Annotated in this window: 18 protein-coding genes, 1 pseudogene and 1 other annotated feature; of the genes and pseudogenes, 14 read left to right on the top strand and 5 right to left on the bottom strand. The window is 47.7% G+C overall.

What is annotated here, in order from left to right:
* Positions 1–207, top strand: a pseudogene (locus tag G9F50_RS20450) (hypothetical protein); the annotation flags it as partial.
* Between the two features lie 46 nt (positions 208–253).
* On the opposite strand, the gene G9F50_RS03030 reads toward G9F50_RS20450, so the two are convergent.
* The 3 genes from G9F50_RS03030 to G9F50_RS03040 form a co-directional block, all read right to left on the bottom strand.
* Positions 254–1,582: a GntP family permease gene (locus G9F50_RS03030; RefSeq protein ID WP_025649301.1), complete on the bottom strand. Its 1,329-nt coding sequence runs from the start codon at positions 1,580–1,582 to the stop codon at positions 254–256.
* Positions 1,583–1,608: 26 nt separating this feature from the next.
* Positions 1,609–3,153 carry a gluconokinase gene (gene gntK, locus G9F50_RS03035; protein ID WP_165417688.1) on the bottom strand — a complete coding sequence of 515 codons (1,545 nt, stop codon included), beginning with the start codon at positions 3,151–3,153 and terminating at the stop codon, positions 1,609–1,611.
* A gap of 172 nt (positions 3,154–3,325) precedes the next feature.
* Positions 3,326–4,183, bottom strand: a complete 858-nt coding sequence (locus G9F50_RS03040) for a MurR/RpiR family transcriptional regulator (RefSeq protein ID WP_015240624.1) — start codon at positions 4,181–4,183, stop codon at positions 3,326–3,328.
* Between the two features lie 151 nt (positions 4,184–4,334).
* On the opposite strand from G9F50_RS03040, the gene G9F50_RS03045 reads away from it, so the two are divergent.
* Positions 4,335–4,493 (top strand): hypothetical protein, encoded by a 159-nt coding sequence (locus G9F50_RS03045; protein WP_007613883.1) that lies wholly within the window; start codon positions 4,335–4,337, stop codon positions 4,491–4,493.
* A 91-nt stretch (positions 4,494–4,584) separates the two neighbouring features.
* Positions 4,585–4,824 (top strand) — a binding site (T-box leader).
* Between the two features lie 62 nt (positions 4,825–4,886).
* The gene (locus tag G9F50_RS03050) at positions 4,887–6,227 is read left to right on the top strand and encodes an amino acid permease (RefSeq protein WP_007407366.1); all 1,341 of its coding nucleotides are present in this window, start codon (positions 4,887–4,889) and stop codon (positions 6,225–6,227) included.
* Between the two features lie 34 nt (positions 6,228–6,261).
* Here G9F50_RS03050 and G9F50_RS03055 read toward each other — a convergent pair whose 3' ends face one another.
* Positions 6,262–7,179: a DMT family transporter gene (locus G9F50_RS03055; protein WP_007409950.1), complete on the bottom strand. Its 918-nt coding sequence runs from the start codon at positions 7,177–7,179 to the stop codon at positions 6,262–6,264.
* 97 nt (positions 7,180–7,276) lie between these two features.
* Between G9F50_RS03055 and G9F50_RS03060 the strand changes: the two genes are divergently transcribed.
* Both G9F50_RS03060 and G9F50_RS03065 read left to right on the top strand, forming a co-directional pair.
* Positions 7,277–8,170, top strand: coding sequence for a LysR family transcriptional regulator (locus G9F50_RS03060; RefSeq protein ID WP_060562546.1), 894 nt, complete (start codon positions 7,277–7,279; stop codon positions 8,168–8,170).
* Positions 8,171–8,283: 113 nt separating this feature from the next.
* Positions 8,284–9,291 (top strand): LLM class flavin-dependent oxidoreductase, encoded by a 1,008-nt coding sequence (locus tag G9F50_RS03065; protein ID WP_007409952.1) that lies wholly within the window; start codon positions 8,284–8,286, stop codon positions 9,289–9,291.
* A gap of 35 nt (positions 9,292–9,326) precedes the next feature.
* On the opposite strand, the gene araR is transcribed toward G9F50_RS03065, so the two are convergent.
* Positions 9,327–10,415 (bottom strand): arabinose utilization transcriptional regulator AraR, encoded by a 1,089-nt coding sequence (gene araR, locus G9F50_RS03070; protein WP_020956364.1) that lies wholly within the window; start codon positions 10,413–10,415, stop codon positions 9,327–9,329.
* Between the two features lie 256 nt (positions 10,416–10,671).
* Between araR and araE the strand changes: the two genes are divergently transcribed.
* From araE to G9F50_RS03115, 9 genes are all read left to right on the top strand, one after another.
* Positions 10,672–12,066 (top strand): arabinose-proton symporter AraE, encoded by a 1,395-nt coding sequence (araE, locus tag G9F50_RS03075; RefSeq protein WP_063094162.1) that lies wholly within the window; start codon positions 10,672–10,674, stop codon positions 12,064–12,066.
* Positions 12,067–12,330: 264 nt separating this feature from the next.
* Positions 12,331–13,365 carry a gapA transcriptional regulator CggR gene (gene cggR, locus G9F50_RS03080; protein WP_003151607.1) on the top strand — a complete coding sequence of 345 codons (1,035 nt, stop codon included), beginning with the start codon at positions 12,331–12,333 and terminating at the stop codon, positions 13,363–13,365.
* Between the two features lie 33 nt (positions 13,366–13,398).
* On the top strand, positions 13,399–14,406 hold the full coding sequence (gene gap, locus G9F50_RS03085) for a type I glyceraldehyde-3-phosphate dehydrogenase (RefSeq protein ID WP_007409954.1): 1,008 nt from the start codon (positions 13,399–13,401) through the stop codon (positions 14,404–14,406).
* 321 nt (positions 14,407–14,727) lie between these two features.
* Positions 14,728–15,912 (top strand): phosphoglycerate kinase, encoded by a 1,185-nt coding sequence (locus G9F50_RS03090; RefSeq protein ID WP_059367771.1) that lies wholly within the window; start codon positions 14,728–14,730, stop codon positions 15,910–15,912.
* A 25-nt stretch (positions 15,913–15,937) separates the two neighbouring features.
* Positions 15,938–16,699 carry a triose-phosphate isomerase gene (gene tpiA, locus G9F50_RS03095; protein WP_003151618.1) on the top strand — a complete coding sequence of 254 codons (762 nt, stop codon included), beginning with the start codon at positions 15,938–15,940 and terminating at the stop codon, positions 16,697–16,699.
* Positions 16,692–18,227: a 2,3-bisphosphoglycerate-independent phosphoglycerate mutase gene (gene gpmI / locus G9F50_RS03100; RefSeq protein WP_003151620.1), complete on the top strand. Its 1,536-nt coding sequence runs from the start codon at positions 16,692–16,694 to the stop codon at positions 18,225–18,227. Before tpiA ends, gpmI begins: the two co-directional genes overlap by 8 nt.
* Before the next feature lie 27 nt (positions 18,228–18,254).
* Positions 18,255–19,547 (top strand): phosphopyruvate hydratase, encoded by a 1,293-nt coding sequence (eno, locus tag G9F50_RS03105; RefSeq protein WP_007409956.1) that lies wholly within the window; start codon positions 18,255–18,257, stop codon positions 19,545–19,547.
* A 168-nt stretch (positions 19,548–19,715) separates the two neighbouring features.
* Positions 19,716–20,996, top strand: coding sequence for a M28 family peptidase (locus tag G9F50_RS03110; RefSeq protein ID WP_060562548.1), 1,281 nt, complete (start codon positions 19,716–19,718; stop codon positions 20,994–20,996).
* A gap of 265 nt (positions 20,997–21,261) precedes the next feature.
* The gene (locus tag G9F50_RS03115; protein WP_007409958.1) at positions 21,262–22,596 is read left to right on the top strand and encodes a nucleotide sugar dehydrogenase; all 1,335 of its coding nucleotides are present in this window, start codon (positions 21,262–21,264) and stop codon (positions 22,594–22,596) included.
* The last annotated feature ends 31 nt before the right edge of the window (positions 22,597–22,627 follow it).

Here is a 22,627-nt window from a genome sequence, read left to right on the forward strand (position 1 = left end):
AAAACACGTAAAACTTATGATATTCACTTTAAGAAAAAAGTTGTTGATCTTCGCCTAAATGATAGGATGGGTTATCAGACAGCTGAAGCAGTTCAAGAAGCAGTATGTAAATATATTCATTTTTACCAATCATCAACGGTTCCAAAAGAAGTGAAACAACCTGAGCCCATATCAATACAGGACTCAGGCTGCTTCGTGTCTTTTTAACACTGTCTGCTTGACAGGGGTCACTTCATTCGGCCGGGGTTTGTTTTTATATAAACGCGTTAATGATCATGATAAAACAGATCGCACTGACAGAAATAATCGTTTCCATCGCCGTCCATGTCAGGAACGTTTCTTTTACCGTCATTCCGAAATACTCTTTAATGAGCCAGAAACCGGAGTCATTGACATGTGACAGAATCAAAGAGCCCGCTCCCGTTGCCAAAACGAGAAGCTCACTGCTGACGCCCGGCATGACAGATGCAATCGGTGCAACAATGCCGGCCGCCGTCATCATGGCGACAGTCGCTGAACCCGTGGCGACACGGATGACCGCCGCGATCGTCCAGCTTAAAAGAACGGGAGAGAAGCTTGAATGCTTCGCCATGTCAGCGATATACGTGCCGACGCCTGAATCAATCAGGACGTTGTTAAAAGCGCCGCCGGCTCCGATCACAAGCAGAATGGAAGCGATCGGCCCGAGACAGTCATTGCTGAATTTTAAAATGCTTTCTCTGTCAAAGCCCTGATAAAAACCAAGGCTGAAAAAGGAGTAAACCGTGGCGATCAAAAGCGCCGTGACAGGGTCGCCGATAAATTTAAAAGTTTCATAGAGCGCGCTTTTTTCCGGAAGCGCAATTTCGGCAAGCGTTGCCATAAGCATCAGGATCACCGGTACCAATATCGTAAACAATGTATTTGCGAATCCCGGAAGCTTGCGTTTTTCATTCCGTTCAATAAATTGTTTTTTCAATAGTTCGGGAACGGGTTTATGAATGCGCTTACCAATCCATTTTCCGTAAAGCGGCCCCGCGATGATGGCAGTCGGAATGCCGACGATTAAAGAAAACAAAATCGTTTTTCCGACATTGGCGTGATAAATGCCGACAGCCGCCATCGCCGCCGGGTGGGGCGGAACCAATCCGTGCACGACGGAAAGTCCCGCAAGGAGCGGAATCCCGATCGTCACTAATGAAACGCCGGTTTCAATCGCAATCGTAAACAAAAGCGGCACGAGCAGGACGAAACCGACCTGGAAAAAGACCGGGATGCCGACGATAAAAGCGACGGCCATCATCGCCCAATGCACTTTCTTTTTGCCGAAGCGGCCGATCAGGGTGTGGGCGATACGCTCCGCACCGCCTGATTCAGCCATCATTTTTCCGAGCATCGTACCGAGGGCCAGCACGATCGCAAGCAGCGACAGCGTATTGCCGAGACCGGTTTTCATCGAAGCGATAATGTCCGGCAGATTCATGCCCGTTGCGAAACCGACAAGGATGGATGTAATCAAAAGACTGATAAACGGATTTAATTTAGCGACCGTAATCAATAAGAGTAAAACGATAATAGCGGCAATGACAATAAACAGTAACATGACCTTTTCACCCTTTCAAAGAAGAATTAACGGCTTTGTTTGAGCTGAAATTCACTGATGACGTCAAATTCATCTTTGAGCTTGTCATACAGCCGCTCGTATAAGTAAAACAGCTCAATATATGTTTCGCTGTTTTTGACGTTCGGTTCATGGCGGTGAGAAATTCTGATCCAGTCCTGAACATCCTCGATCCGTTCCATTTCGCCAAGGCTGTGCAACGCGAGAACGGCCGCTCCGAGCGCCGAGGCTTCGTAACTTTCCGGAACGAGGACTTCCCGTCCCATCGTATCGGACAAAATCTGCCTCCACAGCGGCGATCTCGCAAATCCTCCCGAAGCCCGCACGTCTTTTGCGGGGCCCGCCAAATCTCTCAGTGCGACACCGATTGAAAAGACGCTCATGATGACGCCTTCCAGCACCGCTCTGATAAAATGCTCCCGTTTATGGCGGAGGCTGATGCCGAAAAACGTTCCGCGGGCATTCGGATTCCAAAACGGCGCGCGCTCCCCAGATAAAAACGGCAGAAACAGCAATCCCTCAGAGCCTGCGGGCACTTTATCAGCGATATCAATCATTAAATCATACGGATCAATGCCGAGCCGCTTCGCCGTTTCGACTTCCGGAGAAGCGAATTCGTCTCGAAGCCAGCGCAGCATAATGCCTCCGTTATTCGTCGGGCCTCCGATGACCCAATGCTTGTCAGTCAGCGCGTAACAGAATGTCCGCGCTTTTTCATCCGTAATCGGCGCATCCGTCACCGAACGCACGGCTCCGCTTGTTCCGATCGTAACGGCCACTTCGCCTTTGCCGATGGCGCCGACTCCAAGGTTGGCGAGCACGCCGTCATTTGCGCCGATAATAAACGGTGTATCCGCATGAATGCCCATCCGTGCAGCGATTTCCGGCGCAAGGCCGCGCAGCTGATGAGTGGTCGGCACGATGTCCGACAGCTGATCTTCCCGGATTCCGGCAATCCGGAGCGCTTCTTCATCCCAGGAAAGCGTATCTAAACGGAACAGCCCCGTTGCCGAAGCGATCGAATAATCGACGACATAAGTTCCGAAAAACTCGTGCAGAATATATTCTTTAATACTGATGAATTTGGCGGTTTTCGCGAATGTCTCCTTGTCCTGTTCTTTCATCCACACAATTTTGGAAAGCGGAGACATCGGGTGAATCGGCGTACCCGTTCTTTTATAAATATCAAAACCGTTCATTTCTTTTAAAATCCGTTTTGATTGCTCGGCGCTGCGGTTGTCCGCCCAAATGATGCTTTTGGTCAGCAGGCCGCCGTTTTGATCGACAGCTATCAATGAGTGCATGGCGGTGCTGATGCCGATTGCAAGCAGATTGTCAGGGCTCAGTCCGGCCTTTGTGACGGTGCCCCTGATGCTTCCGATAACCGCTTCCAGAATGTGCTCAGGATCCTGCTCGGCCCATGCCGGCTTTGGCTGTATTAAATCATAGTGAACCGAATGCTTGGCTAACACTTTGCCTCTTGGTCCGAACAGAACGGCTTTCGTACTGGTCGTGCCGATATCCAGACCGATAACAGCTTGGGTTTCCTTCATAATATATCCCGCCTAATCTGATTGAATAATAAGATAGATTGATAATGTATGCCCTTACAAAGTCAATTATAGGAATAATTTTTTTATAAATCAACGATGAAGAAGAAAATTTTTTTCATAAAATTGCCTCAATTCCCGCTGTATCGGCATTCTCTCTTTTGAAAAATAAATATTACAAACGTTTGTGCGCGATCATTTTTCTGATTTGCTGCAAGTTGGCGAGCGTTTTCTCCTGCCGCAGCCGGGCCGTGGCGAAATACAGTGTATCAATGACCGAAAGCTGGGCAAGCCTTGCGGACATTGCTTCCGTTCTGAAAGCCGTTTCCCTTGTTGATGTATACAGCACCACGTCGGAAATCTGGGTGAGCGGCGACTTTTGGTAGCTTGTAATGCCGATCGTGCCGGCGCCGAGCGATTTGGCCGTTTTCACCGCGTCGAGCACGTCCTTGTTGCTTCCCGAATGAGAAATGCCGATGACTGCGCTTTCGGGACCGAGAAGACCCGCTGACATCGCCTGAAAGTGAGAATCCGTGTGCGCGATGCAATTTATACCCGTACGCATAAATTTATGATATGCGTCTGTGGCGATCAGCCCGGAACCGCCGTTTCCGTAAAATTCGATTCTGTCTGCACGGTGGATCATTTCTACCGCTTTTTCAACGTCGGCCGGATCTAATAAATGAAAGGTATCGGTCAGACCGGAAATGTTTGTGCGGAAAACTTTCCGGATGATGACTTCGATATCGTCGTCGGGGCTCATTTCTTCATGAATGTGCTGCACCGGCTCCTGAACGATCTCCTGAGCAAGCGCGATTTTTAAATCCTGATAGCCGGAAAAACCGAGCCGTTTGCACAGCCTGAAAATCGTCGCTTCAGAGCTTTTCGTTTTTTCCGCCAGCTGAATGATGGAAAGGTGAATCACGTCTTTCGGTTCCTTCACGATATGGTCTGCAATCGCTCTTAATTTTGGCGACAAACCTTTGCTGGCCGCCTGAATCTTCCCGATGCTGCTTGAATTCACAGGGGTCATGCTATAACCTCCCTACTCGAATGTAAACGCATACTTTTATGATAAAGCAAGTTTCAATATAAGGAAAACAGAATTTTAAAATTGTTTTTTCAATTTGGCGTATAAAAAAAGAGAAAAAGCCGCCGATGATAGAAAGTGAGGAGGCATCTGGATGAAAAAAGCATGGATTCTCGTCATATCATTCGGCATTGCGCTTGCGCTGTTTTTATACGCAAACACAAAGGTGAAAGCGGAAAGCGCGGCGCCCGGAAAGCAAAGCCTTGTGTCCGGATTTCAGCTGAGACTTTCGAATGACCGGGAAGGACAATAGACGGCAAAAATTAGTATTGACTTTGAAAATAGAAGACTGTATATTATGTTACTATATTCAGAAAATAAAAACTCAAGAGATTCATTTAACATAAAACACTGTGAACGGGAGCAGTAAAAGAATCCAATCAGAAAAAGAGAGCCGCGGGTTGGTGCAACGCGGACTGATTGTTCTTTGAACTCGCCCGGAAGTGGCAGGGCGGAACGGAATTATCGGAATATTCCCTATGTCCTAACGGCTGACCTTCGTTAAAAGGTTTTTAAGCTGGATTCCGGATATTCGGGATCAACAAGAGTGGTACCGCGGCTGCCTGAGGCACGCCGTCTCTTTTCTAAAAAGAGGCGGCGTGCTTTTTTATGTGATGAACACTTTTTGCGAGAGGGCGTGTGATAGATGGAAAAGGACAAGCAAACGTTAAAACGGACGATGTCGTCCAGACACATTATGATGATGGCGCTTGGAGGCGCAATCGGGGCCGGGCTCTTTAAAGGCAGCAGCACGGCGATTGATGAAGCGGGGCCGTCCGTGCTGCTGGCCTACCTCCTCGGCGGAATCATACTGCTGTTTATTATGCAGGGGCTGGCCGAAATGGCAGTCAGAAACAAACATGCAAGGACGTTCCGTGATTTGGTTCAGCAGTCTCTCGGGTCGTACGCTGCATACTTTTTAGACTGGATCTATTGGAAAATGTGGGTGCTCAATATTGCCGCGGAGGCGGTCGTAGCCGCCATTTTCATTCAATATTGGCTGCCGGAATGTCCGATATGGATATTGGCTTTGATCATTTCCATTGTGGTGACGGTCGTAAACATGCTTTCTGTGAAACTGTTTGCCGAGACGGAGTACTGGCTCGCGCTCATTAAAATTACAGTGATTGTCATCTTTATTTTATGCGGGATTCTGCTATTATTTTTCTCATTCGGCAATCACACGGCGCCGGGGCTGTCTCATTTAACGGATCACGGAGGGTTTTTCCCGCATGGAGCGGGGGGTGTCATTACGGCGATGCTCGTCGTGATCTACTCATACGGCGGAACGGAAATCATCGGCGTCACGCTGGCGGAGACAAAAAACCCCGAAAAAGTGATCCCGAAAGCTGTCCGAAGCACGTTAACGCGGATTGTCGCTTTTTACTTGCTGCCGTTTTTCATCATCGTCAGCCTGATTCCTTGGAATCAAGTCAACAGTGTTCCCGAAAGCCCGTTTGTCATAGTATTTAAGATGATCGGAATTCCGGGTGCCGACCATATTATGAATGCCGTCATTCTTCTTGCGATTATCTCGTCTATGAACTCGGGACTGTACGGATCATCCCGCGTCTTGTTTACGCAGGCTTCTGACGGCCGGCTGCCGAAAATCTTTTCAAAACTATCGAAGAAAAAGGTTCCTGTCTATGCGATTCTGACTTGTACGTCATTTTTATATGTAGGCGTCCTGATTTCATTATTCGCAGGAAGCCAGACGTTTAATTATTTGATGGGTTCCCTTGGCTATACCGTGCTGTTCATCTGGCTGATTATCGGATTCGCCCATTTGAAATCAAGAAAACATTCAACAGAACAGCCGGCTTATTACGTCAAATGGTTCCCGTACACGACATGGTTTGCGGTGCTTGCGCTTTTGGCCATCCTGATCGGCGTAATTGCGACGACATCCATCGTCATCACATGCATCACTGCGGCCATCTATCTCCTCATTACGGCTGCGTATCTCGTGAAAGGGAGACGACAATAAATAAAAAAACTCTTGCCCCGCGGCAAGAGTTTTTTTAATGAACGGCCTTTTTTTCTGCGGCCAGAGCAGGTGTTTTCAGTTTCTTCGGTGTTATATTCACAAAACAAATGCTTGTGACGATCAGAAGCAGTCCGGCTAAAAGGCTGACGGTCAGCGGCTCATGCAGGAATATCGAGCTGACGACAATGGATATGAGCGGGATCAGGAAGGTGTAAGAGGCAACCTTGCTTGCTTCCCCTGAACCGACAAGCGTAAAAAAGGCGAGCCAGCCGAGCGCGATAACAAAAACTGAAATGAACAGAAGGCTGAGAATGAACGGAGCTTTCCATTGAATCGCTGAAAAGCTTTCTGAAAAACTGCCGGAGCTGACAAGCAGCACGCCGCCGATCAGAAGCTGAAGAGCGACCATCCAGATAGAGTCCGCGCGTCCCCCCGTTCTTTTCACATATACCGTGCCAAGCGCCCAGCTGACCGCGGAGCCTAAGGCCAAAAGAATGCCGGCGATGGAAATATGGCCTCCGAAACCGGCTGCGCTGATGACGGCGACACCGGCAAAGCCCAGAATAAGACCGGCTATTTTTAAAGGATACATCGATTCCCCGAGCCACAGCCAAGAAAAAACGCCCATTAAAACCGGCTGGAAAAACACGATAGCTGAAAATAGGCCGGCAGGCAGGTAATTCAAGCCGACCGTTTGCAGGCCGTAAAATAAAGTAATATTTAAAATGGCAGAAATAAGATAGATCGGCCACGTTTCTTTAAAACGCAGCTTTTTAAAACGGGGCAGCGCCACCATTAATAATAGAAGTCCGCCGATCAGCGTGCGGATTCCGGCAAACAGAAGAGGCGGCGAATAGGCAAGCGCGGCCTTTGTCAGCGGCCAGTTAATTCCCCACACCGTGACTAGAAACGCCAGCATAAGAGCCGTCTGTATTTTCGAAAGCTGTTTCACGTCGTTCACTCCTTGTAGAACAATTCCATCATATGATACGGTAATCAGTAAGATAAATAAAATGAATCTTTTTTATAAGGAGCATAAGTAAAACGTTATGACAGTTACACAACTGCGGGTTTTTGTTCAAATCGCTGAAACGGGAAGCTTTACAAAAGCGGGGCAGGCGCTGAATATGACGCAGCCCGCCGTCAGCCATGCCATCTCTGCGCTTGAGTCAGAGCTCGGCATCAAGCTGATCATCCGCGAGCGCCGCAACGGCGTAAGGCTCACGGACACGGGCGGAAAAATTCTCGTCCATATCAGAGAGGTGCTCAAAGGCATAGAAAAAGCCGAGCAGCTGGCGGCCGCGGAAAGAGGGCTTGAACAGGGAACGATTCACATCGGCACATTTCCGGCCGCTTCCGCTTATTTCATTCCAAAGCTGATCAGCGTCTTTAAAAAACGGTATCCGAAGCTTGAGCTGGTGCTTCATGAAGGAACGGCGGACGAAGTAAAAGAATGGCTGCAATCCCGGTTGATTGACGCGGGCATTCTGCTGTTCCCGACAGAGGATATGGATTACTTTCTGCTGAAAAAAGACAAAATGGCAGCGGTTATGCATAAAGATCATCCTCTCGCCTCACGCTCAACCGTAACGATAAAAGATCTGGACGGTGAACCGATGGTGGTTTGCGAAGGCGGTTACACGTCACCTTTTGCAGGCCTGTTTAAACAAGCCGGTGCCGAACTTTGCGCCGCCTTTACCGTGTTTAATGTCAGCACGTCCATCAATATGGTGCGGGAGGGGTTGGGCATGGCAATCTTATCCGATATGTCCATGGCTGGCAATCCCCTCCCGGAAGAAGTGATGATTAAAGAGTTTACGCCGGATGTATTCAGGGAGGTACAGCTGGCGGTTCCTTCCATGAAAGACGCATCACTTGCCGCCAAGCTTTTTATTGATGTCGCCGAGGAGCTGTTCATCCGTAAGAAAACCGCCGCTGACTGATTGTTCGAAGATCATCGAATCAAATTGTTTAACTCACGGGAAAAGCTGTGGTAAGGTGTGTGGTAGAGACCTTGTTTAAGATCTGCTTACACTAAACCATAAAGGAGAAAACGATGGCTGAACATACATTGAAAGATACTGCGTTTTCCGTATTGAATTTATCGCCGGTCGTACAGGGGGGAACGGTTGCTGAATCGTTCCGCAACAGCATGGATTTAGCGCGCCGCGCCGAGGAGTGGGGCTATAATCGCTATTGGCTTGCGGAGCATCATAATATAGAAGGAGTTGCCAGCTCGGCAACGGCGGTGCTGATCGGCCACATCGCCGGCGGCACGAAAAAAATCCGCGTCGGCTCTGGGGGTATTATGCTGCCGAATCATTCTTCACTTGTGATCGCGGAGCAATTCGGAACCCTTGAAACGTTGTATCCGGGCCGGATTGACCTGGGGCTCGGACGCGCGCCGGGGACCGACCAATTAACGGCGAGAGCCTTACGAAGAAACATAAACAGCGGGGAAGATTTTCCGGAGCAGCTTGAAGAATTGAGAAATTACTTCAAACCGACAGGCAATGTGCGCAATCAAGTCCGCGCCATTCCGGGCGAAGGGCTGGACGTGCCGATCTGGCTTTTGGGCTCAAGCGGCTTCAGCGCGCGTCTTGCGGGAGAGCTCGGGCTTCCGTTCGCCTTTGCGGCTCACTTTTCACCGAAAAACACCGTGCCCGCCCTTGAGCTGTACCGCAGCTCCTTCCGTCCATCAGACGTACTGGATCAACCGTACGCGATGGTCGGCGTCACCGTCATTGCCGCCGATACGGACGAAAAGGCGGAGCATCTGGCAACATCGCATTATCAAAGATTTTTAGACCTCGTCCGCGGCACGCCGAACCAGCTGAAGCCTCCTGTTGAAGACATGGATCAAATCTGGTCGCCGTATGAAAAAGCGATGGTCAATGAACAGCTCAGTTCAACGATCGTTGGCGGACCGGAGCGTGTGAAGGAAAAGCTGGAAAGCTTCATCCGGACAACACAGGCGGATGAAATCATGGTGAATTCAGAAAGCTTTGAGCATGCCGACAGAATGAGATCATTTGAAATCATCGCCGAATTAAAAAACAGCTGAGCAAAAAAAGCAATGTGCCGTGCACATTGCTTTTTTTATTCACCGATCCGCCTGACTGAATTCCGGATGACGAGTTCCGGTTCATACACGACGTCATCCTTCTTCGGTTTTTTATGCTCTAAGCAGTCGATGACGTATTTTGCCGCCGCTTTCCCCATAATGGATTTCGGATGCTTGACAGAGGTGAGCTTCACCTCGGAAATCTGGGCGAAATGTGAATCGTCATAGCCCATGACCGATACGTCATCAGGCACCTTTAACCCGAATTCCCTGAGAAGATTAATCGTCTTCAGCGCAATTTCGTCATTGTAGCAAAGAATGGCCGTCGGGTGTGATCCGCTGTTTTGCTCAAGGGTATGCTTAATTTTTTGGAGAAGCACGGTTTCTTTTTCTTCAGTCGTGTAAGTGACGATCATGTCCGGAGACGGGAAAATCCCGCGCTCCCGATGCGCCTGCAGATAGCCGTTCATCCGTTTGACGCCCTGCGTGTCATCTGCTTTAAAGATTCCCATAATGTGCGTGTGGCCGAGGGACATGACGTATTCGCAAGCCATCATGCCGCCTTTGACATCATTGACGGAAAAGCTTGGTGCGGCCAGCTCCGCATAAGAGGCGTTAATCATGGCAAACGGAATGCCGTTTTTCTCCAGATTGAGATAGTAGCCGATGTTGGGCGTCTGCAGCGCGCTTTTCGTAGGCTCGACAATCAGCCCGTCTATATTTTTGGACAGCAGGTTTTCAAGACCGCGCCGTTCACTTTCTGTATTGTTGTTGGTGCTCGTCAGCAGCATGGAATAGCCCTGTTCGCTTAAATAAGATTCGATTCCCCTGATGATGCTCGGGAAAATATAGTCTGATATGTACGTTGTAATGACACCGATCGTTTTGTTTGAATGCATGGCTGATTTCGCCGTGCGTGAAGCGACAAAGGTGCCTCCGCCCTGAACGCTGTACAGCAGCCCTTGCGAGACCAAATCTCCGATCGCCTTTCTGATGGTATGGCGGCTGACGCCGAACTGCTGCATCAGCTCATTTTCCGTAGGCAGCTTTTCGTCCGGCTGTATTTTTCCTTGATTCAGCCATGAACAAATTTCTTCTTTTACTTGAGCATATTTCGGTAGCATATCAATTCCTCCAAAATGTATACGGACAAATTCCAGTATAACATAGTAAGCCCTTTCATCAAGCTGTAAAAATAATTGACAGATTATGAAAAACTGCTTATTCTTTATTTGTACGTACTAATTTTCCTCATTTTTAGATAAAATTCTTCATAAGTACGTACAAATGTGGCGGTTCTGAAGAAAACAAAGCAACATCAAGCGCCGCACTCAGATTTGTAAGCGTTTTTATTCTATTATTCGCGGGAGGGTAAAATTCATGAAGAATCACCCGGCACCAATTGGCTCAAATGTACCTGTCACTCGGCAGCATTCCAAGTGGTTTGTCATTCTCATCTCATGCGCGGCCGGACTGGGAGGGCTTTTGTACGGTTATGACACGGCGGTGATTTCCGGCGCTATCGGTTTCCTGAAAGATTTGTACCGCTTAAGTCCTTTTATGGAAGGGCTCGTGATTTCAAGCATTATGATCGGCGGTGTTTTCGGCGTCGGGATTTCCGGATTTTTGAGTGACCGTTTCGGACGGAGAAAGATTTTGATGGCAGCGGCGCTGTTGTTTGCGGTGTCAGCGGTTGTCTCTGCGCTTTCTCAAAGTGTGTCTTCCTTAGTGATCGCCAGAGTCATCGGCGGTCTGGGAATCGGCATGGGCTCCTCGCTTTCTGTCACGTATATTACCGAAGCGGCTCCGCCGGCCATACGCGGCAGTCTGTCTTCACTGTATCAGCTGTTTACGATATTAGGGATATCCGGCACTTATTTTATTAACCTCGCCGTCCAGCAATCCGGCTCATATGAATGGGGAGTGCACACCGGCTGGCGGTGGATGCTCGCTTACGGCATGATTCCGTCCGTCATCTTTTTTATCGTGCTGCTTATCGTGCCGGAAAGTCCGCGCTGGCTTGCGAAAGCGGGGCGCCGGAATGAAGCCCTCGCCGTGCTGACGCGCATTAACGGCGAGCAGACCGCGAAAGAAGAAATCAAACAAATCGAAACGTCTTTACAATTAGAAAAAATGGGTTCATTGTCTCAGCTGTTTAAACCGGGGCTGAGAAAAGCGCTTGTGATCGGGATTCTGCTGGCTTTATTCAATCAGGTCATCGGCATGAACGCAATTACGTATTACGGGCCGGAAATTTTCAAAATGATGGGCTTCGGACAGAATGCGGGGTTTATCACGACATGCATCGTCGGTGTCGTTGAAGTGATTTTCACCATTATCGCGGTTCTTTTAGTCGATAAGGTGGGCCGGAAAAAGCTGATGGGGGTCGGATCTGCCTTTATGGCGCTGTTCATGATCTTAATCGGGGCATCCTTTTATTATCAGCTGGCGAGCGGTCCGGCTTTAGTCGTCATCATATTGGGATTCGTCGCCGCTTTCTGCGTATCAGTCGGGCCGATTACGTGGATCATGATTTCGGAGATCTTTCCGAACCACCTCCGCGCACGCGCCGCCGGTATTGCGACGATATTCTTATGGGGGGCCAACTGGGCGATCGGCCAGTTCGTGCCGATGATGATCAGCGGGTTAGGGCTCGCGTACACCTTCTGGATATTCGCCGTCATTAATATTCTCTGTTTCTTGTTTGTCGTGACGATTTGCCCTGAGACGAAAAATAAATCATTAGAAGAAATAGAAAAACTCTGGATAAAATGAAAGCGTTTTACGACAAAAGTCCGCTCCGGCGGGCTTTTGTCTGTCACCTTCATTCCGTTTCTGTATATAATGACTGTATCAAGGAGATACTGGAAAATCCTGCGAAGAATGTCGAGGAATTGACCTTTAACAGTTGAATTAACAATGTCATCCTGTTAAAATAATTAAAGAAAGCAGACATAATTTTTTTTGGCTATGATGGGACGTTTTTTGTCATAGCGGGACATTTTCTGTCCAGTATGAATAGGAAGGAACGTTTGAGTCATGAACCAGTTAATACAAGCTCAAAAAAAATTATTGCCTGATCTTTTGCTTGTGATGCAGAAAAGATTTGAAATCTTGCAGTATATCAGGCTTACCGAACCGATCGGCCGCAGAAGTCTTGCAGCCAGTCTCGGATTGACCGAGCGCGTTCTCAGAAGCGAGGTTCAGTTTTTGAAAGAACAGAATCTCATCGATATTAAAACAAACGGCATGACAATGACGGAAGAGGGCTATTCACTGCTTTCGATTCTGGAAGATACGATGAAGGATGTTTTAGGGTTGACGCTTTTGGAAAAGACATTAAAAGAGCGGCTTAATCTGAAAGACGCCATTATCGTTTCCGGAGACAGCGACCAATCTCCTTGGGTCAAAAAAGAATTAGGGAGAGCGGCCGTTGCATGTATGAAAAAGAGATTTTCAGGCAAAAATATCGTCGCTGTAACCGGCGGTACGACAATTGAAGCCGTCGCCGATATGATGACGCCGGATTCAAAAAACCGCGAGCTCCTGTTTGTGCCCGCAAGAGGCGGTTTAGGCGAAGATGTGAAAAACCAGGCGAACACCATATGCGCACATATGGCGGAAAAGGCTTCAGGCACTTACCGGCTTTTGTTCGTTCCCGGGCAGCTGTCACAAGGCGCCTACTCATCTATTATTGAAGAGCCTTCCGTAAAAGAGGTGCTTCACACGATTAAATCAGCGAGTATGCTCGTTCACGGAATCGGCGAAGCTAGAACAATGGCGGAGCGAAGAAACACGCCTTTGGAAGATTTGAAGAAAATAGATGACAATCATGCGGTGACAGAGGCATTCGGCTACTACTTTAATGCGGACGGAGAAGTCGTTCACAAGGTGCATTCAGTCGGAATGCAGCTTGATGACCTCGATGCCATTCCCGACATTATCGCAGTAGCGGGCGGATCATCAAAAGCAGAAGCAATCGAAGCTTATTTTAAAAAGCAGCGAAACACGGTCCTCGTCACGGACGAAGGAGCCGCAAAGAAGTTATTAAGGGATAACAGTCCCTCAATATAAATATCTCTCACTTATTTAAAGGAGGAAATAATCATGGCAGTAAAAGTCGGTATTAACGGTTTTGGTCGTATTGGACGTAACGTATTCCGCGCAGCATTAAACAATCCTGAAGTTGAGGTAGTAGCGGTTAACGATTTAACAGACGCTAACATGCTTGCTCATCTTTTACAATATGATTCCGTACACGGAAAATTAGATGCAGAAGTTAAAGTTGACGGCAGCAACCTTGTTGTTAACGGCAAAACAATCGAAGTTTCTGCTGAGCGCGATCCTGCGAAACTCAGCTGGGGCAAACAAGGCGTTGAAATCGTAGTTGAATCTACTGGTTTCTTCACAAAACGCGCAGACGCTGCGAAACACTTAGAAGCAGGCGCGAAAAAAGTTATCATCTCTGCACCTGCTAACGAAGAAGATATCACAATCGTTATGGGTGTTAACGAAGACAAATACGATGCGGCTAACCACGATGTTATCTCTAACGCATCTTGCACAACAAACTGCCTTGCGCCGTTTGCAAAAGTACTTAACGACAAATTCGGCATCAAACGCGGTATGATGACAACTGTTCACTCTTACACAAACGATCAGCAAATTCTTGATCTTCCGCACAAAGACTACCGTCGTGCGCGTGCAGCAGCTGAAAACATCATTCCTACATCAACTGGTGCTGCTAAAGCAGTTTCCCTTGTTCTTCCTGAACTGAAAGGCAAGCTGAACGGCGGAGCTATGCGTGTGCCGACTCCAAACGTTTCTCTTGTTGACCTAGTTGCTGAACTGAACAAAGACGTAACGGCTGAAGACGTAAACGCAGCTCTTAAAGAAGCGGCTGAAGGCGATCTTAAAGGAATCCTTGGCTACAGCGAAGAGCCATTAGTATCCGGAGACTACAACGGCAATGCTAACTCTTCTACAATCGATGCTCTTTCTACAATGGTTATGGAAGGCAGCATGGTAAAAGTAATCTCTTGGTACGATAACGAAAGCGGCTACTCTAACCGCGTTGTTGACCTTGCAGCTTACATCGCAAAACAAGGTCTTTAATTCATAGCTCCCGGAAAGGGCCGGACTTGGTTCTTTCGGACAGAAACGCTATAATGAAAGCGGACAAGGGAAGGGGACGGACTCCCTTTCCCTTTTTCCATGAGAACCGGCTTTCAGAAAGCGCCGGATTGCTGCAGAACGTCCGCGTTTTGAAGTTTCCGCGGCACTTTCGTTTTCTGAGCCGCCTGCCCTGGCTCAGAAAACGATCTGCCCCGTGCCCGGAAGTTGCAATCTGCCCCGCGGCGGAAGCATCATGAGGCGGTTTCACGTTTCACGTTTTTCGTGCTATGCAAACCATTTTGAAGGAGGATCTCCTAAGGCATGAATAAAAAAACAGTAAAAGACATCGACGTAAAAGGCAAAGTCGTATTCTGCCGCGTTGACTTTAACGTTCCAATGAAAGACGGGGAAGTAACAGACGATACTCGTATCCGCGCTGCGCTTCCAACAATCAAACACCTTGCAGACCAAGGCGCGAAAGTCCTTCTTGCGAGCCACTTAGGCCGCCCGAAAGGCGAAGTGGTTGAGGAGCTTCGTTTAACTCCTGTCGCTGCACGCTTAGGCGAACTGCTCGGCAAAGAAGTGAAAAAAGCGGATGAAGCTTACGGCGATGCTGTAAAAGCACAAATTTCTGATATGAAGGACGGAGACGTTCTTGTATTGGAAAACGTACGTTTCTACGCTGGTGAAGAGAAAAACGATCCTGAGCTTGCTAAAGCATTTGCTGAGCTTGCGGATGTATATGTCAATGACGCATTCGGTGCTGCCCACCGTGCTCACGCATCTACAGCCGGAATTGCCGAGCATCTGCCGGCGGTTGCAGGATTCCTGATGGAAAAAGAGCTTGACGTTCTCGGCAAAGCCGTGACAAATCCTGAGCGCCCGTTTACGGCAATCATCGGCGGCGCGAAAGTAAAAGACAAAATCGGTGTAATCGAAAGTCTGCTTGATAAAGTGGACAACTTGATCATCGGCGGAGGTCTTGCTTACACATTCGTAAAAGCGCTTGGTTATGAAGTCGGTAAATCTCTTCTTGAAGAAGATAAAATCGAACTTGCAAAATCATTCATGGACCGCGCGAAAGAAAAAGGCGTTAAATTCTATATGCCGGAAGACGTTCTCGTTGCTGATGATTTCTCTAACGATGCAAACGTCCAAATCGTGCCGATCTCTGAGATCCCAAGTGATTTAGAAGCGATCGACATCGGAACGAAAACCCGCGAAACGTACGCTGAAGTTATCAAAAACAGCAAACTTGTCGTATGGAACGGACCGATGGGCGTATTCGAAATCGACTTGTTCGCTCAAGGCACAAAAGCAGTGGCTGAAGCATTGGCAGAGGCAAACGATACATACTCTGTCATCGGCGGAGGAGACTCTGCGGCAGCCGTTGAAAAATTCGGCCTTGCTGACAAAATGAGCCATATCTCAACAGGCGGCGGCGCATCCCTTGAATTCATGGAAGGCAAAGAGCTTCCGGGTGTAGCTGCGCTGAACGATAAATAAAAACTGCTATAAGGAAGTGGAACAGATGAGAAAACCAATTATAGCCGGTAACTGGAAAATGAACAAAACACTCGGCGAAGCTGTCAGCTTCGTTGAAGAAGTGAAATCTTCCATTCCAGCAGCAGACAAAGCGGAAGCCGTTGTTTGCGCACCAGCTCTTTTCTTAGAAAAGCTGACTTCTGCTGTTAAAGGAACTGACCTGAAAGTCGGCGCCCAAAACATGCATTTTGAAGAAAACGGTGCGTTCACAGGTGAAATCAGCCCGGTCGCTCTGAAAGACCTTGGCGTGGATTACTGCGTCATCGGCCACTCTGAGCGCCGTGAAATGTTCGCTGAAACTGATGAAACAGTTAACAAAAAAGCGCATGCCGCTTTCAAACACGGCATTGTGCCGATCATTTGCGTAGGTGAAACGCTTGAAGAGCGCGAAGCCGGAAAAACAAATGATCTTGTTGCCGATCAAGTGAAAAAAGGTCTTGCGGGTCTTTCTGAAGAGCAAGTTGCTGCTTCTGTTATTGCGTACGAGCCAATCTGGGCAATCGGAACAGGCAAATCTTCTACAGCGAAAGATGCTAACGACGTCTGCGCGCATATCCGTAAAGTCGTTGCTGAAAGCTTCAGCCAGGAAACTGCTGACAAGCTCCGCATTCAATACGGCGGCAGCGTAAAACCTGCAAATATTAAAGAATATATGGCAGAGTCCGATATTGACGGTGCTTTGGTCGGCGGCGCAAGCCTTGAACCGCAGTCATTCGTTCAATTATTGGAGGAAGGTCAATATGAGTAAAAAACCAGCTGCACTCATCATTCTTGATGGGTTCGGATTACGCAATGAAACAGTCGGAAACGCAGTCGCACAAGCGAAAAAACCGAATTTCGACCGTTATTGGAACCAATACCCTCATCAGACGCTGACGGCATCAGGCGAAGCAGTCGGACTGCCTGAAGGACAGATGGGGAACTCTGAAGTCGGTCATTTGAATATCGGCGCAGGACGTATTGTGTACCAAAGCTTAACACGCGTGAACGTTGCCATCCGCGAAGGCGAATTCGAACGCAATCAAACGTTCCTTGACGCCATCAAAAACGCGAAAGACAACGACAAAGCGCTGCACCTGTTCGGCCTTCTTTCTGACGGAGGCGTACACAGTCATATCAATCATTTATTCGCGCTGCTGAAGCTTGCGAAAAGTGAAGGACTGACGAAGGTGTATATTCACGGTTTCCTCGACGGCCGCGATGTAGGTCCGCAAACAGCGAAAACTTACATTCAGCAGCTGAATGAGCAAATCGAAGAAATCGGTGTCGGCGAAATCGCCAGCATTTCCGGACGCTACTACTCCATGGACCGCGACAAACGCTGGGACCGTGTGGAAAAAGCGTACCGCGCAATGGCTTACGGCGAAGGCCCGTCTTACCGCAGCGCGATGGATGTAGTCGACGATTCTTATGCGAACGGCATTCATGATGAATTCGTCATTCCGTCCGTCATCACAAAAGAAAACGGTGAACCCGTTGCGAAAATTCATGACGGCGATTCTGTGATTTTCTATAATTTCAGACCAGACCGCGCCATCCAGATTTCAAACACGTTTACCAACAAAGATTTCCGCGATTTCGACCGCGGTGAAAATCATCCGAAAAACCTGTATTTCGTCTGCCTGACTCACTTCAGTGAATCTGTTGACGGATATGTGGCTTTTAAACCGGTAAACCTTGACAATACGGTCGGTGAAGTATTGGCACAGCACGGGTTAAAACAGCTTCGCATTGCAGAAACTGAAAAGTATCCGCACGTTACGTTCTTTATGAGCGGCGGCCGCGAAGAAGAATTCCCGGGCGAAGAGCGCATCCTCATTAACTCGCCGAAGGTCGCGACATATGACCTGAAGCCTGAAATGAGCGCGTATGAAGTGAAGGATGCTCTTGTAAAAGAAATCGCGGCTGACAAGCACGACGCGATCATCCTGAACTTTGCAAACCCTGACATGGTCGGCCACTCCGGAATGGTCGAACCGACGATTAAAGCAATTGAAGCAGTGGACGAATGCTTAGGCGAAGTGGTTGACGCCATCATCGCTAAAGGCGGACATGCCATCATTACCGCTGATCACGGTAATGCGGACATTCTGATTACAGAAACAGGCGAACCGCACACTGCCCATACGACAAACCCAGTCCCTGTCATTGTGACGAAAGAAGGCGTGACGCTGCGCGAAGGCGGAATCCTAGGCGACCTCGCACCAACGTTATTAGACCTTCTCGGTGTTGAAAAACCGAAAGAAATGACCGGAACATCTTTAATTCAAAAATAAGCGTAAATCAAAAGGAGAGACAAACTCATGCCATACATTGTTGATGTTTATGCACGCGAAGTCCTTGACTCCCGCGGCAACCCAACAGTTGAAGTTGAAGTATATACAGAAACAGGAGCTTTCGGCCGCGCATTAGTGCCAAGCGGAGCTTCTACAGGTGAATACGAAGCGGTTGAGCTTCGTGACGGCGACAAAGACCGTTACCTTGGAAAAGGCGTGTTAACTGCTGTTAACAACGTAAACGAAATCATTTCTCCAGAGCTTCTCGGCTTTGACGTAACTGAACAAAACGCAATCGATCAGCTTTTAATCGAGCTTGACGGAACTGAAAACAAAGGCAAACTCGGTGCGAACGCAATCCTTGGCGTATCTATGGCTTGTGCGCGCGCAGCTGCTGATTTCTTACAGATTCCTCTTTACCAATACCTTGGAGGATTCAACTCAAAAACGCTTCCTGTACCGATGATGAACATCGTAAACGGCGGAGAGCATGCTGACAACAACGTAGACATTCAAGAATTCATGATCATGCCTGTAGGCGCGCCTAACTTCCGTGAAGCGCTTCGCATGGGCGCTCAAATCTTCCACAGCCTGAAATCAGTTCTTTCTGCTAAAGGAATGAACACAGCTGTAGGTGACGAAGGCGGATTCGCTCCGAACCTTGGTTCTAACGAAGAAGCGCTTCAAACAATCGTTGAGGCGATCGAAAAAGCCGGCTTCAAACCTGGCGAAGAAGTGAAACTTGCGATGGATGCTGCATCTTCTGAGTTCTACAACAAGGAAGACGGCAAATACCATCTGTCTGGCGAAGGCGTTGTGAAAACATCTGCTGAAATGGTTGACTGGTACGAAGAAATGGTTTCTAAATACCCAATCATCTCTATCGAAGACGGACTTGACGAGAACGACTGGGAAGGCCACAAACTTCTTACAGAGCGTCTTGGCAAAAAAGTTCAGCTTGTCGGTGACGACCTTTTCGTTACAAACACGAAAAAGCTTGCTGAAGGTATCAAAAACGGCGTAGGCAACTCTATCCTGATCAAAGTAAACCAAATCGGTACATTGACTGAAACATTCGATGCGATCGAAATGGCGAAACGCGCAGGCTACACTGCTGTTATCTCTCACCGTTCAGGTGAAACTGAAGACAGCACAATCGCTGACATTGCTGTGGCAACTAATGCAGGACAAATCAAAACAGGTGCTCCGTCCCGTACGGACCGTGTTGCGAAATACAACCAGCTTCTTCGCATCGAAGATCAGTTGGCTGAAACTGCTCAATACCACGGTATCAACTCTTTCTATAACTTGAATAAGTAATGGAATGGACGCCGGGAGATATTCTCCCGGCGTTTTTTTATGCTCCCGGGCTTTTCCCTCCTTTTTCATCATCTTCATTTGGTCAATAATATTCATTTTTCCCCTTTTTAAAGGAATCAGTGTACTTCAATCGAAAGGGAAGAGGTGTTAATAAGAGGAGGGATTATGATGAAATTTTCATTTATGTCAGCCGCGGTGGCAGCAAGCGTCATATGGGGCGCGTCTGCCGGGCCGCTGTCCGAAACTCATGCTTATTCAACTGTGACCGCGCCGGTTTTTGATGCTGATGAGGCATTGGACACTATGCATGATCTGAGTGAAACCATCGGTCCGCGGGAAACCGGAACTGCGAAAGAAAAGGAAGCGGCTGAATACATATCGAATCGTCTGCGGGCTCAAGGCGCTAGTGTCAAAGTACAATCATTTCCGTTGAAAAAGTACTTTTCAGGTTCAGTCACAGCGGGAGATCATGAATTCCCGCTCCGCTCCGCTGATCAATCCGCTGTTGAAAAAGAGCTCAAAATAGAAGGCGGGATTTTTGACGGCGGCTGCGGATCACGCAATGACGTAACAGGAGCCAAAGGAAAAATTGCAGTGATACGCGAAGGAAAGATCCCCGTTTCTCAAAAGATCAAACATGCCGAACAAGCGGGAGCCAAAGCAGTCATTATTTATAATCAGACAACAAAACCGCTCGCCGTCCGTCCGCATACCGATAAAGGAATCACGATACCGGCGGCGGGTATGAAAAAAGAAGACGGTGAAGCACTGCTGCAGGAAAAGCAGGCAGTCATTCAATTTAAAAACTATAAAAACCGCACCTCACAAAATATTATAGGAACGCGCAAAGCGGCACAGGCCAACTCTTCTGATGCTGATATTATTTATGTCACAGCGCATTATGACAGCGTAAAAGGCGCGCCCGGAGCGGATGATAACGCCTCAGGCACATCTGCCGTTCTGGAAATCAGCAAGCAATTCACACACATACCGAAAGACAAAGAGATCCGCTTTATCCTGTTCGGTGCAGAAGAATTATGGTCTGCGGGTTCATCTTATTACGTCAGTACACTCACGAACAATGAAAGAAAGCACAGTCAGGCCAATTTTAATGCCGATATGATTGCGACTGACTGGGAAGAAGCGAGTCAAATGTGTGTCACGACTCCTGACGGCAAGGAAAACCCGAGCGTCCGGTATGCTGAAAAAGCCGCTGAAAAATTCCGGTTGGTCAAGCCCAACCTGATTCAGCTTGGTTACTCAGACCATGTCTCTTTTTATGAAGCGGGGATTCCGTCGGCTAACTGGATTTGGCTCAGCCCCGATACACAGGAGCCGGGGCCCTGGTATCACACTGAGAATGATAATATGAAACACATCAGCAAAGAACGATTAGAGAAAGCGGGATCACTCGTTTCCGCGGCTGTAACTGAGGCAGTGAAAGAATAAAAAACAGGCTTCGGCCTGTTTTTTTATATTGTTTTCTGTATATTCTCTTAATTAAGGGAGATTTTCTCACTCGTTACCAGATATATACCATTTGACAGGATTTTATTTTACAAATAAAAGAAAAATAAATAGATAATACCTAATTTATAAAAGGATGTAAAACTCATTTATCAAATTTTAACTTTTGTTATAATTGCGATATCGATCGATATTTGTTTTAAATTGTAAAAAACAATACTCTTTTCTATCTATTAGGGGGCGAAAAATGAATACTGTCACAAAAGAAGCCAGCAACCTTGGTCAAAAACGGCTGTTACATCTGATTGAAACGAAGCAGGCGATTGTAGGCGTGTTAGGCATGGGATATGTGGGATTCCCTCTTGCGCTGGAATGTGTCGATAAAGGATACAATGTTATCGGATTCGACAAAAACAGTGAAAAGGTTTCCTTGTTAGCCGCCGGAAGCAGCCATATTCAAGATATAGAGGACGACAGACTGAACTCGGCTTTACAAACAAAACGCTTTCAAATCAGCGCCGACATGTCGCTCATCCAAAAATGCGACATCATTGTGATATGTGTGCCGACACCCCTGAACAAAAAAGACAAGATCCCCGATTTAACCTACATCGACAGTGCAGTTGACAGCATGATTGCTTATGGAAGGCAGCATCAGCTTTTAATTTTAGAAAGCACCACCTATCCCGGAACAACGAAAAAAAAGATTGCCGACAGAATGGCATCAAGCCGCGGCATGAAAATAGGAACAGACTTTTTTACGGCTTATTCTCCGGAAAGAATCGATCCGGGCAACAGGCAATATGAAGTTTCAGATATTCCTAAAGTAGTCGGCGGTACCACACAGACTTGCACAGAACTTGCCTCAGCGTTTTACAGTACCATTGTTACAAGCATTCACCCGGTCACCTCACCCGAAGTAGCTGAAACAGCTAAACTCCTAGAGAATACTTATCGTTATGTCAATATAGCTCTTATCAATGAAATGGCGCTTAATTGCCGTGAACTTGATATTGATATATGGGAAGTCATCTGCGCGGCGGACACGAAGCCGTTCGGCTTTCAAAAATTTATCCCGGGCCCCGGAGTCGGAGGCCATTGTATCCCGATTGATCCTTTTTACTTCAAATGGATCGCGAATGAAAAAGGGCTGCAGACAAAATTAATTGATCTCGCGGACGAAATCAATTCCAACATGCCGATTTCTGTCTCTGACTATGCTTTGAAACTGGCGGGCAAAGACAAATGCAGCATCTTAATAATAGGGGCCGCTTATAAAAAAAATACAAATGACCCGCGTGAATCCTCAGTGTTTACGATAATGGAAGAATTGATGGACAAGGGATGCGCGATTGATTATCATGATCCGTTTATCAGCGAGATCCGCTTGAATGACGGAAGCTGCAAACAATCTGTCCCATTCACAAAAGAACAAATCAATCAGTACGACGTCATCATCATTCATACAGATCACGATGTCATCGACTACAGTATTTTGAAGGATGCCTCACCGATTATCTTTGACACAAGAAATGTATGCAAGGAAAAATCAGCCGACAATTGCAGAGTTGTCACTTTATAGGAGGGAACCGTCATTAGTAATCGATTTATCT

The organism is Bacillus sp. EKM206B, from assembly GCF_011066015.1.
Taxonomy (GTDB): domain Bacteria; phylum Bacillota; class Bacilli; order Bacillales; family Bacillaceae; genus Bacillus; species Bacillus velezensis.

What these genes read in the sequence shown, in the direction of transcription:
- G9F50_RS03030 (WP_025649301.1), bottom strand. Translation starts at nt 1,582, where the DNA reads ATGTTACTGTTTATTGTCATTGCCGCTATTATCGTTTTACTCTTATTG.
- gntK (WP_165417688.1), bottom strand. Translation starts at nt 3,153, where the DNA reads ATGAAGGAAACCCAAGCTGTTATCGGTCTGGATATCGGCACGACCAGT.
- G9F50_RS03040 (WP_015240624.1), bottom strand. Translation starts at nt 4,183, where the DNA reads ATGACCCCTGTGAATTCAAGCAGCATCGGGAAGATTCAGGCGGCCAGC.
- G9F50_RS03045 (WP_007613883.1), top strand. Translation starts at nt 4,335, where the DNA reads ATGAAAAAAGCATGGATTCTCGTCATATCATTCGGCATTGCGCTTGCG.
- G9F50_RS03050 (WP_007407366.1), top strand. Translation starts at nt 4,887, where the DNA reads ATGGAAAAGGACAAGCAAACGTTAAAACGGACGATGTCGTCCAGACAC.
- G9F50_RS03060 (WP_060562546.1), top strand. Translation starts at nt 7,277, where the DNA reads ATGACAGTTACACAACTGCGGGTTTTTGTTCAAATCGCTGAAACGGGA.
- G9F50_RS03065 (WP_007409952.1), top strand. Translation starts at nt 8,284, where the DNA reads ATGGCTGAACATACATTGAAAGATACTGCGTTTTCCGTATTGAATTTA.
- araR (WP_020956364.1), bottom strand. Translation starts at nt 10,415, where the DNA reads ATGCTACCGAAATATGCTCAAGTAAAAGAAGAAATTTGTTCATGGCTG.
- araE (WP_063094162.1), top strand. Translation starts at nt 10,672, where the DNA reads ATGAAGAATCACCCGGCACCAATTGGCTCAAATGTACCTGTCACTCGG.
- cggR (WP_003151607.1), top strand. Translation starts at nt 12,331, where the DNA reads ATGAACCAGTTAATACAAGCTCAAAAAAAATTATTGCCTGATCTTTTG.
- gap (WP_007409954.1), top strand. Translation starts at nt 13,399, where the DNA reads ATGGCAGTAAAAGTCGGTATTAACGGTTTTGGTCGTATTGGACGTAAC.
- G9F50_RS03090 (WP_059367771.1), top strand. Translation starts at nt 14,728, where the DNA reads ATGAATAAAAAAACAGTAAAAGACATCGACGTAAAAGGCAAAGTCGTA.
- tpiA (WP_003151618.1), top strand. Translation starts at nt 15,938, where the DNA reads ATGAGAAAACCAATTATAGCCGGTAACTGGAAAATGAACAAAACACTC.
- gpmI (WP_003151620.1), top strand. Translation starts at nt 16,692, where the DNA reads ATGAGTAAAAAACCAGCTGCACTCATCATTCTTGATGGGTTCGGATTA.
- eno (WP_007409956.1), top strand. Translation starts at nt 18,255, where the DNA reads ATGCCATACATTGTTGATGTTTATGCACGCGAAGTCCTTGACTCCCGC.
- G9F50_RS03110 (WP_060562548.1), top strand. Translation starts at nt 19,716, where the DNA reads ATGAAATTTTCATTTATGTCAGCCGCGGTGGCAGCAAGCGTCATATGG.
- G9F50_RS03115 (WP_007409958.1), top strand. Translation starts at nt 21,262, where the DNA reads ATGAATACTGTCACAAAAGAAGCCAGCAACCTTGGTCAAAAACGGCTG.